Below are 13,512 nucleotides of genomic sequence, written 5' to 3'. Positions count from 1 at the left end.
AAAGAGCGGCTCACTCCGACATTGTGAAGTCGCGCGCAACCGTGTTCCAGAGTGACTCGAACCACCGCTGACTCGTCGTCAGGAAGGCCTCGCCGGGCTGGAAGAGCTCGACGTTCATGCCGAGCGAGTCGTAGATGTCGACCAGTTCCTCGCCGCCGCGCCCGTCCGGCACCGCCGCGGGATGCTCGACGACCTCGTACAGGCTGTAGAGCGGGGTGCGGCCGTTGAGGATGTACAGCTTCAGCAGCGGGGTGATCGGCAGGGAGCGCAGCTCGACCTCGACCGTCCTGGTGATGCCGAGGTTCTGCAGGGTGAGCAGCCGGTTGCGGAGGCCGAAGGCGTTCGCGGCGACCAGCCTGCCCAGGCGCTCCATCGGGCGGGGATCCTCGGGGTCGTCCACCCGGCGGGGGATGCCCAGCCGGATCCCGGTGTCGGGCAGCAGCAGCCGCATCCGGATGGAGCGCGGGCCGTCCCCCTGGGTCTGCAGCCGGGCCAGGATCGGGCTCATCGCCATGGAGAGGGTCTCGGTGGTCATGCTGAGCGAGTCGATGGTGACCTCGTCCGCGTCGAAGGCGCGTTCCAGATGACTGCCGAGCACCAGGCCGGCCGGCTCCGGGGCGGCCGCACCGCCCGGGGCCGGGCGGGGACCGCCGGGCTCCGCGACGAACGAGCCCTTGCCCTGCCGCGACTCGATCAGGCCCTCCGAGCGCAGATCGGCCAGCGCCTTCTGCACGGTGGTCCGGGCGACGCCGTGGACGCCGGCGAGCCGGTGCTGGGAGGGCAGCCGGGTGCCCGGCGGCAGCTCGGCTATGTGCGCCCGCAGCGCGGCGAGGACGCGCTCCATGGGCGGCAGATCGACTCCGTCGACGGAGGCTTCTCCGTTCATCCTCTCACCCTACAACTTCTGGCCATGTTCCCCTGGCGGTACTGAACTTGACTGACAGTCAGTTTGGCTGACTAGTCATGTCGGCATCATGACCGTAGCCAAGTTGTGGTCAAGTTGCCGACATATCCGAACGTTGGCCCCCCCTTGACTGCGCTCGGGGTTCGGTCGGCCACCGGTCGATGGCGCCCGGCGATGCCGCCCCCCGAGGACTCCCTCCACCACCGGGCTCCTGCCTGCCAGGGGCCGGAAGGGGGGCGCCGTGCGCCCGCTCCACCGATTCGGGTTCTGCCTGGCGGTTCTGTTGGCCGGTCATCTCATCGAGGACCATCTCGGCTGGGTCTGGTTCTGGGCCACCCTGCTGGTCCAGGCCGCGGTGCCGAGCGGTCGTCTGCGGCTCGCCGCGCTGGCGCTCTGCGTCGGCTCCGCGCTGGTGCTGGGCGGGCCGGGGGTCGTCTTCGGACACTGAGCCCAACCGAGGGCGGGCGCCGGGCCGTACGGCCAGGGATCTTGTCACGCGGGCCGGTGCGTGATGGCATCGGCCGGGTCGTCGCAGATGGAGGTTCGCCGCAATCATGAACGCGTCCGCTACGCCCGCACGCTGGGGGCTCACCATTCCGCTGGACGGGGTGCCGCTCGCCGAGCAGCGGCCGATCGTCGAGTCGCTGCCGGACCTGGGCTTCACCGACCTCTGGTCCTCGGAGGCGAACGGGGCCGACGCCTTCACGCCCCTGGCCCTGGCCTCCGTCTGGGCGCCGGGCATGCACCTCGGGACCGCGATCGTGCCGGTGCACACCCGCGGCCCCGGGCTGATGGCGATGCAGGCGGCGACGCTGGCCGCCGCCGCGCCCGGCCGGTTCAGCCTCGGGATCGGGGCCTCGTCCCCCGCCATCGTCCGGGACTGGAACGCGATCCCGCACGAGGAGCCGTTCAAGCGCTCGCGCGACGTGCTGCGCTTCGTCCGCCGGGCGCTCAGCGGGGAGATGGTGGACGGGGAGTTCGACACCTTCGCCATCCGCCGCTTCCGCCTCGGACTCGTGCCCGAGACGCAGCCCGAACTGCTCCTCGCCGCGCTCCGCCCCGGCATGCTCCGGCTGGCCGGCCGCGAGGCGGACGGGACGATCATCAACTGGCTGTCCGCGGACGACGTCCCGACCGTCCTGCGGGAGTTCGCCGCCCCGGAGAAGACCGTGGTGGCCCGGATCTTCGTCTGCCCGACGGAGGACGCCGAGCACGTCCGCGCGCTGGGCCGGCGCATGATCGCGGCGTATCTGACCGTCCCCGCGTACGCCGAGTTCCACCGCTGGCTCGGCCGCGAGGAGATCCTCAAGCCGCTCTGGGAGAACTGGGCGGCCGGCGACCGCCGTACCGCGGCCGCCTCCATCCCGGACGAGCTGGTGGACCAGCTGATCGTCCACGGTTCGCCGGAGCAGGTCCGGGAGGGCGTCCAGCGCTACGCCGACAACGGCGTGACGGTGCCCGTCCCGGCCCTGCTGCCCACGCCGGCCGACGTGTCCCTGACGGACGCGATCCGCGCGGTGGCCCCGCGCTGACCCGGCCGGCGGGCGGTCAGGACAGCTTCGGCAGGCGGGCGACGACCTTCTGCATCCCCGCCAGCCAGGCGTCCCGGTCCGCCGCCCGGGCCTGCTCGTAGCCGGCCACCTCCGGATGCGGCAGCACCAGGAACCGCTCCTCCGCGAGCGCGGCCACCACGGAGTCCGCCACCGCCTCCGGCGCGATCAGCTCGCCGAAGGCGGTGAGCACCTCCTGGGTGGCCCGGCTCTCCGTCATCCCGGTCCGCACCCCCTGCGGGCACAGCACGCTGACCCCGATGCCCTGCGGCCCATACGCCGTGCTGATCCACTCGGCGAAGGCGACCGCCCCGTGCTTGGTGACGGTGTACGCCAGGTCGCCGGGCATCTGCAGCAGCCCCGCCGCCGAGGCGGTGTTCAGCAGCCAGCCGCGCCCCCGCTTCAGCATCCCGGGGAGGACCGCGCGGGCCGCGTAGACATGGGCCATCACGTTGATGTCCCAGCAGGCCTGCCAGACCGCGTCCGGCGCCTCCAGGCCCGCCCCGGAGCCGATCCCGGCGTTGCTGCAGAACAGGTCGATCGGGCCGAGGTGCGCCTCCGCGGTCTCCACCAGCAGGCGGACGTCGCTCTCCCGGGAGACGTCGCTGGCCACGCCGACGGTCCGGCAGCCCTCCCGGTCCAGCTCCTCCGCCAGGTCCTCGACGGCGTCCCCGTCGAGGTCGGCGAGGAGCAGCCCGCGCGCGCCCTCCGCGCAGAACCTGCGGGCCAGCGCGCTCCCGATGCCGCCGGCCGCTCCCGTGATGACCACCACGGAGTCCCGTATCCGCATGTCGTCCGCCCCTCTGTCGCTCCGCCGCCGGGCCGCTCCGCACCGGGCCCGTCCGTGTCGCCGCGGTTGGCGCTGATCGTAGAGCGGCGGCCGAGCGGCGGACAGACCCTGACCACCTGCCGGAACGCCGCCGGATCGCCGCCCGCGTGGCGCCCGCCCGCCGCCCGCTTGCCGCCGGCACGCCGTCCGAATGCTGCCCATACGCCGGACCGGTTAACGTCGGTGCGTGCCCGAGAACCAGCCCGCGCCCGCCCTCTCCGACGGCCCCGCCCTCTTCGACTGGGAGTTCGCCGCCGACCCGTACCCGGCGTACGCCTGGCTGCGGGAGCACTCCCCGGTGCACCGCACCACCCTCCCCAGCGGGGTGGAGGCCTGGCTGGTCACCCGCTACGCCGACGCCCGCTCGGCGCTCGCCGACCCCCGGCTGAGCAAGAACCCGGCCCACCACGGCGAGGAGGGCGCCCACCGCAGCGGCCGGATCGGCATCCCCGGCGAGCGCAGCGCCGACCTGATGACCCACCTGCTGAACATCGACCCGCCGGACCACACCCGCCTGCGCCGCCTGGTCTCCAAGGCCTTCACCCCCCGCCGGGTGGCCGAATTCACGCCCCGAGTGCAGGAGTTGACGGATCGGCTGATCGACGGCTTCGCCGCCCGCGGCAGCGCCGAGCTGATCCACGAGTTCGCCTTCCCGCTGCCCATCTACGCCATCTGCGACCTCCTCGGCGTCCCGGCCGAGGACCAGGACGCGTTCCGGGACTGGGCGGCGATGATGATCCGCCACCCCGGCGCCCCGCGCGGCGGCGTCGGCCGCGCGGTCAAGCGGATGCGGGCGTACCTCTCCGAGCTGATCCACCGCAAGCGGGCGGACCTCGGCGACGACCTGATCTCCGGCCTGATCAGGGCCAGCGACCACGGCGAGCATCTGACCGAGAACGAGGCCGCGGCGATGTGCTTCGTGCTGCTCTTCGCCGGCTTCGAGACCACCATCAACCTGATCGGCAACGGGGCGCTGGCCCTCTTTCAGAACCCGGCGCAGCGCGAGCGGTTGCGGGCCGACCCGTCCCTGTGGGACACCGCGATCGAGGAGTTCATCCGCTACGACGGCCCGGTCGAGCTCGCCACCTGGCGGTTCGCCACCGAGCCGGTGGAGATCGGTGGAGAGCGGATCGGCCTCGGCGACCCGGTGCTCGTCGTCCTCGCCGCCGCCGACCGCGACCCGGCCCGCTTCGCCGAACCGGACGCGCTCGATCTGGCCCGCCGGGACAATCCGCATCTCGGCTTCGGGCACGGCATCCACTACTGCATCGGTGCCCCGCTCGCCCGTCTGGAGGGCCGGACGGCGCTGGCCACCCTGCTGGCGCGTCTACCCGATCTGGCGTTGGCTACCGAGACGTCGGGGCTTCGCAGGCGCGGCGGGCTGATCATGCGTGGCCTGCGCGAACTCCCGGTCGAGTTCACACCCGTCCACTCCTGAAGCACCACTTGCGAACTGACCGACGCTCAGAACCGCCCAAAGGTTGTACGCCTCGGGTGTGAGATTGTGCGACTTGAGGACATTCGTACGATCTGCATAGCCTGCACGACGTTCGCGTGTCTGCGAACCCCGAGCCCCGGGACGCCGAGTCCTGTCCACCGGAGCGAGGGTCGTCGACAGATCGAACGGACAGGAGTGGGGGACCCACGTACACCGCCGAAGCACCGGCAGCAGCGACCACGCCGCCGCGAGGGAGTCGCGGCAACTGCCCGGCGCACGGCTAGGGGTGAAGCCGCCTCAGCGGACCTGAGACGGCCGGGCTACCTCACGGCCCGAACCCGACAGCTCACCTCGCAGGCGTCGGAGAGGAAGCAGCCGATGCATCCCACCGCTGTCTTCGGCGGCACCGGCCGTCATCGCAAACCCCGCAGCTCCCACACCAGGCGGCTGGTCGCCACCGCCGGAGTGGCCGGCGCCGGAATCGCCATCCCGCTGATCGGAACCGCCGCCACCAGCACCGCCGACGCCGCCACCGTCTCCACCTGGGACCGTGTCGCCCAGTGCGAGAGCGGCGGCGACTGGTCCATCAACACCGGCAACGGGTTCTACGGCGGACTGCAGTTCACCCGGTCCACCTGGGCGGCCTACGGGGGCACCAAGTACGCCCCCACTGCCGACCGGGCCAGCAAGGGCCAGCAGATATCCGTGGCCGAGAAGGTGCTGTCCGCGCAGGGGCCGGGCGCCTGGCCGGTCTGCAGCCAGAAGGCCGGGCTCGCCGCCGGCGGCTCGCCGGCCCAGGTCGGCACCGGTTCAGGCGGCACCACGACCCGTCACAGCAGCGCCTCGCACACCCACACGGCCTCGTCCGACAGCGTCGCGGGCCACACCGCCCCGCGGACTGTCGAGCAGCCGGCGAGCAGCTCCACAGCCACCAGGAGCGGCTCGACACCCACCACGAGCAGCGCGAGCGGCGGCAGTGCCGTGCACACCGTCGGCCACGGTGACTACGTCGTGCGCAGCGGGGACACCCTGTCCCGCATCGCCGCGGCGGCGCACGTCTCCGGCGGCTGGCGGCACCTGTACCAGGAGAACCGGTCCACGGTCGGCTCGAACCCGGACCTGATCTACCCGGGCCAGCGCCTCCAGGTCGGCTGAGGGTCCACCGGCCCTGACCTACCCGTGGGTAGGCGGCCGCCGCGGCCCGGGACGGACCGAGGATGGACCGAACGCGGACCGAATAGGGTCCGATGTCCCGGATGGCCGCGGCGGCCGTTGCGGTTAGGCTCAGGTCGTAACGGCCCCGTACCCGTGAAGGAGAACAACGTGCCGTCCATCGACGTCGTCGTAGCCCGCGAGATCCTCGACTCGCGAGGCAACCCCACCGTCGAGGTCGAGGTCGGCCTCGATGACGGGAGCACGGGCCGCGCCGCGGTCCCGTCCGGCGCCTCCACCGGCGCCTTCGAGGCCCTCGAACTCCGTGACGGCGACAAGTCGCGCTACGGGGGCAAGGGTGTGGAGAAGGCCGTGCTGGCCGTCATCGAGCAGATCGGCCCGGAGCTGGTCGGCTACGACGCGACCGAGCAGCGGCTGATCGACCAGGCGATGCTCGACCTGGACGCCACCCCGGACAAGTCCTCGCTCGGCGCCAACGCCATCCTCGGCGTCTCGCTGGCCGTGGCCCACGCCGCCTCCGAGGCCTCCGACCTCCCGCTCTTCCGCTACGTCGGCGGCCCGAACGCCCATGTGCTGCCGGTCCCGATGATGAACATCCTGAACGGCGGCTCGCACGCCGACTCCAACGTGGACATCCAGGAGTTCATGATCGCCCCGATCGGCGCGGAGTCCTTCTCCGAGGCCGTCCGCTGGGGCGTCGAGGTCTACCACACCCTCAAGTCGGTCCTGAAGGAGCGCGGCCTGGCCACCGGTCTGGGCGACGAGGGCGGCTTCGCCCCCAACCTGGACTCCAACCGCGAGGCCCTCGACCTCATCCTGGAGGCCATCCGCAAGGCCGGCTACACCCCCGGCCAGGACGTCGCCCTCGCCCTGGACGTCGCCGCCTCCGAGTTCTACAAGGACGGCACGTACACCTTCGAGGGCAAGGAGCGCACCGCCGCCGAGATGTCGGCGTACTACGGCGAGCTGGTCGACGCCTACCCGCTGGTCTCCATCGAGGACCCGCTCTTCGAGGACGACTGGGACGGCTGGAAGACCATCACCGAGCAGCTCGGCGACAAGGTCCAGCTGGTCGGCGACGACCTGTTCGTCACCAACCCGGAGCGCCTGGCCAGGGGCATCAAGGACGGCGCGGCCAACGCCCTGCTGGTGAAGGTGAACCAGATCGGCTCGCTGACCGAGACGCTGGACGCGGTCGAGATGGCCCAGCGCAACGGCTTCCGCTGCATGATGTCGCACCGCTCGGGCGAGACCGAGGACACCACCATCGCGGACCTGGCCGTTGCCACCAACTGCGGCCAGATCAAGACCGGCGCGCCGGCCCGGTCCGAGCGGGTGGCGAAGTACAACCAGCTCCTCCGGATCGAGGAGATCCTGGACGACGCCGCGGAGTACGCGGGCCGCGGCGCCTTCCCCCGCTTCAAGGGCTGACGCCCTCGCCCCGAGCGCAGCCCCGAAGGGGCAAGTAAGGGGCGCGGGGAACTGCGCGCCCGGCTGACTACGGCGCCGCACCCGGCAACGGCCACTCGGTTGCAACCCGGACTCCGTTGCCGACCTGTGGACCGTAAGTGGCCGGCCGCGCAGTTCCCCGCGCCCCTGAAGTCGCTGCGCGACTTGGCGGGGCCGCTCAGCGGGTCGGGGAAAAGTCGTCCGCGAGCATCTACGCTGGCGGCCAACGGACAACCGACCCGGAGGGGAACTTGCTGCGTTTCAACGTCGCCCGCTCCGGGCGCCCCCGCCGGCCCAGGATGACCGGCCGCGCCGCCGTCCTCGGGCTGGTGCTCTGCGCGGTCGTCGCCGCCCTCGCCTACCCGACCCGCCAGTTCGTCGCCCAGCGCCAGCAGATCTCCCAGCAGCGCGCCGCCGCCGACCTGGCGAAGCGTCAACTGGAGGCCGAGCGCCGCCAGCTGGCCCGCTGGCAGGACCCGGCCTTCGTGGCCGCCCAGGCGCGCGAGCGGCTGCACTACGCCTTCCCCGGCGAGACCCCCTTCGTCGCGGTGGTCCCCGGCTCGTCCGGTTCCTCCGCCGGCGCGGGCTCCTCCGGGACCTCGTACCAGGCGGCCGCCCCCGGCCAGCCCTGGTACGCCAACCTGTGGGACTCGCTGGACGCCGCCGACGCCGCGCCGACCGCGAGCCCGACCGCCCCCGGCACCACCGCCCGCTGAACCCCCACACCCCCCGGAACGATGACCAGCGAAACCCCCACCGAGCGACCCACCGAGCAGGACGTCCGCGCGATCGAGGCCCAGCTGGGCCGCGTCCCGCGCGGCCTCCGCGCCGTCGCCCACCGCTGTCCCTGCGGCCTCCCCGACGTGGTCGAGACCGCCCCCCGACTCGAGGACGGCACCCCCTTCCCGACCCTCTACTACCTGACCTGCCCGCGCGCCGCGTCCCTCATCGGCACCCTGGAGGCCGACGGGATGATGAAGGAGATGACGGCCCGGCTCGGCGAGGACCAGGAGCTGGCCGCCGGCTACCGCGCCGCCCACGAGGACTACCTCCGGCGCCGGGACGCGATCGAGGTGCTGGAGGGGTTCCCCAGCGCCGGCGGGATGCCGGACCGGGTGAAGTGCCTCCACGTGCTGGTCGCCCACTCGCTGGCGGCCGGCGAGGGGGCCAACCCGCTCGGCGACGAGGCGCTGGCCGCGCTTCCGGAGTGGTGGCGCAAGGGCCCCTGCGTCTGTGCCGACGAGTCCCCCGAACCCGAGGAAGCCGAGTGACCTCAAAGCGCGTCGCCGCGATCGACTGCGGCACCAACTCGATCCGCCTGCTCGTCGCCGACGTCGACCCGGAGTCCGGGGCCCTGGCCGACCTGGACCGGCGGATGCGGATCGTCCGGCTCGGCCAGGGCGTGGACCGCACCGGCCGGCTCGCCCCCGAGGCGCTGGAGCGCACCTTCGCGGCCTGCCGCGAGTACGCCGAGGCGATCGCCTCGTACGGCGTCCCGCTCAGCCCGGAGCGGATCCGCTTCGTGGCCACCAGTGCCTCCCGGGACGCCGAGAACCGCGAGGACTTCGTCCGCGGGGTCCGCGAGATCCTCTCCGTGGAGCCCCAGGTGATCACCGGTGAGGAGGAGGCCCAGCTCTCCTTCACCGGCGCCACCGCCGAGCTGCACGGCCCCGGCGGGGCCGGCGTCCCCGAACTCCCGGGCCCGTACCTGGTGTTCGACCTCGGCGGCGGCTCCACCGAGTTCGTCCTCGGCACCGACGAGGTCCAGGCGGCCCGCTCGGTGGACATCGGCTGCGTCCGGTTGACCGAGCGGCACGGGACGGACTTCGCGGCCATCCGCGAGGACATCGCCAAGGCCCTGGACGAGGCCGCCGAGACGGTCCCGCTGGACGCCGCGACCACCCTGGTCGGCCTGGCCGGCACCGTCACCACGGTCGCCGGGATCGCCCTCGGACTGCCCGCGTACGACTCGGAGCGGATCCACCACGCCAGAATCCCGCTCCAGCAGGTCCGCGAGGTCACCGAGCGGCTGCTGCGCTCCACCCACGAGGAGCGCGCCGCCATCCCGGTGATCCACCCCGGCCGGGTAGACGTGATCACGGCCGGCTCCCTGGTGCTGCTCTCGATCATGGAGCGGACCGGCGCCGCGGAGCTGGTGGCGAGCGAGCACGACATCCTCGACGGCATCGCCTTCAGCGCCGCCCGGGCGGCTCGCTGACCGCTTCCGGCCGGGCCGCGGGGCCCCGGCCGGAACGGCGCGTCAGAAAGTTCGTGAATTTCTTCACATGAAGTTCCGCGCGTACGGACGCGTCCGGGGCCGGTTCGTCCCGGAATGCGGGACGAAGGCCGCCGGGCGGATCCGCCGTACCGATCGCAGGCGGAGCCCCGTGGACGCCGTCAGGTTCCTCGGCGGGAGTTCCCTCCGGGGCCCGGAACCCCGCGAGTGGCGGGATCGTTGCAGCTCACGAAGGCGGTGCCGGAGTGACCGCAGGGGAGGGGCGGAGGCTCCCCGATCCGCCCGCCCCGCTGATCGATTGATCGCTTCCCGGCGGGCGGTTTTGCGGGCCGCATAGTGTAGCACCAGGGTCCCCGGATCTTGTGACCGGGCCCACACGGGTGCCCCGCGGGCGTGCTGGATACTTTCGGATATGAGCACCACGGAGCGACCTCGCATTCTCATCGTCGGCGGTGGCTACGTCGGCTTGTACACCGCGCTGCGTCTTCTCAAGAAGATGCGCTACGGGGAGGCGACCGTCACCGTCGTCGACCCGCGGCCGTACATGACGTACCTGCCCTTCCTGCCCGAGGCGGTCGGCGGCAACGTCGCGCCTCGCAACCTCGTTGCGCCGCTGCGCCGGGTCCTGAAGAACCAGGCCGAGGTGCTGACGGGCTCGGTGACCTCGGTCGACCACGACCGCAAGACGGCCACCATCCAGCCCGCGGCGGGCGAGGCCTACGAACTGCCCTTCGAGCACCTGGTGGTGTCGACCGGCTCGATCTCCCGGACCTTCCCGATCCCGGGTCTGGCCGAGCACGGCATCGGCGTCAAGTCGGTGGAGGAGGCGATCAGCCTTCGCAACCACCTGATGGCGCAGCTGGACCGCGCCGAGTCGACCACCGACGAGAAGGTCCGCAAGCAGGCCCTCACCTTCGTCTTCATCGGCGGCGGCTTCGCCGGCGCGGAGACCCTGGCCGAGGCCGAGGACATGCTGCGGGACGCGGCCCAGTACTACCCGAGCGTGAAGCGCGAGGACATGCGCTTCATCCTGGTCGAGGCGGCCAACCGGATCCTCCCCGAGGTGGGCCCGGAGCTCGGCAAGTGGACCCAGCAGCGCCTCGAGGAGCGCGGCATAGAGGTCTACCTGGAGACCTCCATGGACTCCTGCGTCGACAAGCACGTGGTGCTGAAGAACGGCATCGAGGTGGACGCCTCCACCATCGTGTGGACCGCCGGCGTGCGCCCCAACCCGATCCTGTCGAACTTCGGCCTGCCGCTCGGCCCCCGCGGCCACGTGGACACCGCGCCGACGCTGCAGGTGCAGGGCTTCGACTACGTCTGGTCCGCGGGCGACACCGCCCAGGTGCCGGACCTGGCCGCGGGCAAGGAGGGCGCCTGGTGCCCGCCGAACGCCCAGCACGCCGTCCGCCAGGCGCCGGTGCTCGCCGACAACGTTCTCGCCCAGATGCGGGGCTTCCCGCTGCGCGAGTACAAGCACAAGAACCAGGGCGCGGTGGCCGGTCTGGGCCTCCACAAGGGCGTCGCCCTGCTGTTCGGGAAGTACCAGCTGAAGGGCCGCCCGGCGTGGTGGTTCCACCGCCTGTACCACGGCGCGCGGGTCCCGTCCTTCAACCGCAAGGTCCGGGTCTTCGCCGACTGGACGCTGGCCATGTTCCTCAAGCGGGAGACCATCGCCCTGGTGGAGATGGAGAACCCGCGCGAGCCGTTCATCGAGGCCTCGGCTCCGGCGCCGAAGCCGGTCGCCGCCAAGGCGCCGGCCGACGCCAAGCCCGCCGAGGAGTCGAAGAAGGTCTCCGCCTGAGAACGGACTGACCCCGCCCGCTGATCACGGGTGGAGTGAGTCAGGGCCGTCCGGAGCCGGCAGCGTCGCCGGACCACGACCCGTGGTGCTCAGACCGGCAGCACGCTGACGCGACGGAGGGTTCCAGCGCCCCGGTCCCCGAAAGGGGGCCGGGGCGCACCCGTGTGCGGACGGTTCGATCGACCGCCCTCGGCGACCGATCAGTTTCTGTCAACTTCAGCCGACGGACCGTCAGTTCCCAATGAAATAAGACAACTTCTGCCGACTGGTGCAACTGAGGGCCGGGATGGGCAGATAGGCTCAGGATGCCTCCACCGAGGCTGCGCCCGGATGGTGGAATGCAGACACGGCGAGCTTAAACCTCGTTGGCCGCAAGGCCGTACCGGTTCGAATCCGGTTCCGGGCACCAGAGTCGTTGAACCTTTGGCATGTTCACAAAGGTGCGAGCCGGTGACGTGCCCGGTGGGCGTCCCCGTCGGTGTCCGGCCGACCGCCCGCTGGGCGGCCGGGTCAGCGCAACTTCCTTGCCGCGCGGCGGAGTTCGTGTTCGTGGACGATCGCCTTGGCATAGCCGGCGGAGATTCCGTACTCCCGCCTCAGCCAGTCGGCCATCTCCTCGCAGCGGACGAGGCCTGGCCCGTCGTCCACCGCTCGCAGCCAGTCGTCCATCGGGCGGCCGGTGACCGCGGGGATCCGGGCGAGCAGGTTCTGGTGGGTCTCTGCGGAGTACATGAGGGACATCGGCGCCTCCGGTAGAGCGGTCCGTGACCCGACTGTGCCTGAGCTTGCAGAGCTTGGCAACAGTCCTCGCCCGGTGCGGCGCGAGGATCCGGAGCGGGGGTGGAGCCCCGGGGCGCGTCGAACTGCCCTGCAAGCGGCGGCGCGGTCGGCCGTCTTGCCCGCCCTCTTCCCCGCCGTGGCGCCGCGTATACGCTCAAGTCATGAACGACTCCGCAGAACGCGCGGCGGAGGGCCCGGCAGGTCCGGCGGGTCCGGCCGCCGAGGCCCGGGGCGCTGACGAACTCCGCGCCGCCGCAAAGCTGCTGGCAGACCGTTTCCGCTCGATGCCGCAGAGCAGGCTGCTCGGCGCGGTCCCCGGCCACCCCAGCCGGGCGGCGGCCGGACTCGCCCTCGCCCGGGAGCTCGCACGCCTCGCGCACGCCCCTGTCGAGCTCCCCGACGCCGGTCCGTTCGCGGTCGGCGACCAGATCGCCGTCGCCGGCCACGACCTCGCCTGCGAGGATCTCGGCGCCGACCACCCGGCGGCGATCGCCCGCGGGATCGAGCTGATCCGGGCCACCACACGGATCTGCGGCTGACCCCTCCGGCATAGCCGGTGGATCAGCCGCAGCGAAGGGCGTCCGAGACCGCGTCAGATGCTGGCGACGACCTTGTCGGCGAGGATGAAGACCGCCTCGGACTCCTCGCCCAGCGCGAAGGTCAGGGTGTGGCCGCCGCTGAACCGCTCCTGGCCGAGCAGCCAGACCGGGGTGCCGGCCTCCAGGGTGGACTTGATCCGGGCCGCCGCCTCCGGCGCGCCCGGCACCACGCACAGGGTGGTGTCGTCGGCGAAGGCGTACACGTCCAGGGTGCCCAGCGGGCCCGGCCGGACGTCGGCCAACGGCACCGCGAGCTCGGCGAGTTCGGTCAGCCGCAGCTCCGTCCAGTCCTGTGAGGGGGACTGGACCGGCACGAACTCCGGGTGCGAGGGGTGCCGGCGCGGGTCCATCGGGTCCGACTCGACCCGCTCCGCCTCGACCAGCGCGGTGCGCAGGGTCTCCGCGAACTGCGGGTCCAGCTCCATGTCGAAGGCGCTCTCCAGGGCGAAGCCGTCCTCGAGCTGCTGGGCCTCGCGGGCCTCCTGCTCGGCCCAGAAGGCCCGGGCCTCGGCGAGCTCGGCGGCCCGGTCCTCGGCCAGCGCCTCACGTACGGCGTCCCGTATCGCCTGCTGCGGCACGGCGGCGTTGCGGCCGCGGGCCTCGGCGACCGCGGCGTCGACGGATGCCGCACGCGCGTCGATGCGGCGGGACAGGCGGCGCAGGCCGACCAGCACGGCGCAGCACAGCGCGATCAGCAGAACCGACAGACACATCAGCACGGCGTTCACGGGACGTACTCCTTGCGCGGAG

General features: G+C 72.3%; 14 protein-coding genes, 1 tRNA gene and 1 riboswitch. Of the genes, 11 read left to right on the top strand and 4 right to left on the bottom strand.

Features of this window, described 5'->3' with window-relative positions; translation table 11 throughout:
* Window positions 1-10 precede the first annotated feature (10 nt).
* Complete coding sequence (locus tag BS73_RS17070) at window positions 11-886, bottom strand: winged helix-turn-helix domain-containing protein (RefSeq protein ID WP_084704140.1); 876 nt, start codon at window positions 884-886, stop codon at window positions 11-13.
* A gap of 301 nt (window positions 887-1,187) precedes the next feature.
* On the opposite strand from BS73_RS17070, the gene BS73_RS38255 reads away from it, so the two are divergent.
* Window positions 1,188-1,352, top strand: coding sequence for a hypothetical protein (locus BS73_RS38255; RefSeq protein WP_161789672.1), 165 nt, complete (start codon window positions 1,188-1,190; stop codon window positions 1,350-1,352).
* 106 nt (window positions 1,353-1,458) lie between these two features.
* On the top strand, window positions 1,459-2,436 hold the full coding sequence (locus tag BS73_RS17060) for an LLM class F420-dependent oxidoreductase (RefSeq protein ID WP_037573431.1): 978 nt from the start codon (window positions 1,459-1,461) through the stop codon (window positions 2,434-2,436).
* 16 nt (window positions 2,437-2,452) lie between these two features.
* Here BS73_RS17060 and BS73_RS17055 read toward each other — a convergent pair whose 3' ends face one another.
* Entirely contained in the window at window positions 2,453-3,244 is a 792-nt protein-coding gene (locus BS73_RS17055; RefSeq protein WP_037573430.1) for an SDR family oxidoreductase, read from the bottom strand.
* Between the two features lie 226 nt (window positions 3,245-3,470).
* Between BS73_RS17055 and BS73_RS17050 the strand changes: the two genes are divergently transcribed.
* From BS73_RS17050 to BS73_RS17015, 8 genes are all read left to right on the top strand, one after another.
* Window positions 3,471-4,721, top strand: coding sequence for a cytochrome P450 family protein (locus tag BS73_RS17050; RefSeq protein WP_037573428.1), 1,251 nt, complete (start codon window positions 3,471-3,473; stop codon window positions 4,719-4,721).
* 204 nt (window positions 4,722-4,925) lie between these two features.
* Window positions 4,926-5,096, top strand: a riboswitch (cyclic di-AMP (ydaO/yuaA leader).
* Window positions 5,097-5,099: 3 nt separating this feature from the next.
* The gene (locus tag BS73_RS40720; RefSeq protein WP_037573426.1) at window positions 5,100-5,876 is read left to right on the top strand and encodes a transglycosylase family protein; all 777 of its coding nucleotides are present in this window, start codon (window positions 5,100-5,102) and stop codon (window positions 5,874-5,876) included.
* 168 nt (window positions 5,877-6,044) lie between these two features.
* Window positions 6,045-7,325, top strand: a complete 1,281-nt coding sequence (gene eno / locus BS73_RS17040) for a phosphopyruvate hydratase (protein WP_037573424.1) — start codon at window positions 6,045-6,047, stop codon at window positions 7,323-7,325.
* Window positions 7,326-7,594: 269 nt separating this feature from the next.
* Entirely contained in the window at window positions 7,595-8,059 is a 465-nt protein-coding gene (locus BS73_RS17035) for an FtsB family cell division protein (RefSeq protein WP_051940029.1), read from the top strand.
* Window positions 8,060-8,080: 21 nt separating this feature from the next.
* Window positions 8,081-8,614: a DUF501 domain-containing protein gene (locus BS73_RS17030; RefSeq protein ID WP_037573421.1), complete on the top strand. Its 534-nt coding sequence runs from the start codon at window positions 8,081-8,083 to the stop codon at window positions 8,612-8,614.
* A complete protein-coding gene (locus tag BS73_RS17025) occupies window positions 8,611-9,561 on the top strand; it encodes a Ppx/GppA phosphatase family protein (RefSeq protein ID WP_037573419.1) in 951 nt (316 codons plus the stop codon). Before BS73_RS17030 ends, BS73_RS17025 begins: the two co-directional genes overlap by 4 nt.
* 430 nt (window positions 9,562-9,991) lie before the next feature.
* A complete protein-coding gene (locus tag BS73_RS17020; RefSeq protein ID WP_037573417.1) occupies window positions 9,992-11,383 on the top strand; it encodes an NAD(P)/FAD-dependent oxidoreductase in 1,392 nt (463 codons plus the stop codon).
* Between the two features lie 324 nt (window positions 11,384-11,707).
* Window positions 11,708-11,792, top strand: a tRNA-Leu gene (locus tag BS73_RS17015).
* A gap of 101 nt (window positions 11,793-11,893) precedes the next feature.
* Here the strand turns inward: BS73_RS17015 and BS73_RS17010 are convergent.
* Entirely contained in the window at window positions 11,894-12,124 is a 231-nt protein-coding gene (locus tag BS73_RS17010; protein WP_037573415.1) for a DUF4287 domain-containing protein, read from the bottom strand.
* A 200-nt stretch (window positions 12,125-12,324) separates the two neighbouring features.
* On the opposite strand from BS73_RS17010, the gene BS73_RS38780 reads away from it, so the two are divergent.
* Entirely contained in the window at window positions 12,325-12,702 is a 378-nt protein-coding gene (locus BS73_RS38780) for a hypothetical protein (protein WP_152617633.1), read from the top strand.
* 53 nt (window positions 12,703-12,755) lie between these two features.
* On the opposite strand, the gene BS73_RS17000 is transcribed toward BS73_RS38780, so the two are convergent.
* A complete protein-coding gene (locus BS73_RS17000; protein ID WP_051940028.1) occupies window positions 12,756-13,490 on the bottom strand; it encodes a hypothetical protein in 735 nt (244 codons plus the stop codon).
* Between the last annotated feature and the right edge of the window lie 22 nt (window positions 13,491-13,512).

Source organism: Phaeacidiphilus oryzae TH49 (assembly GCF_000744815.1).
GTDB lineage: Bacteria > Actinomycetota > Actinomycetes > Streptomycetales > Streptomycetaceae > Phaeacidiphilus > Phaeacidiphilus oryzae.
Note: the sequence above shows the minus strand (reverse complement) of the source record. Positions and strands in the feature narration are given on the sequence as shown.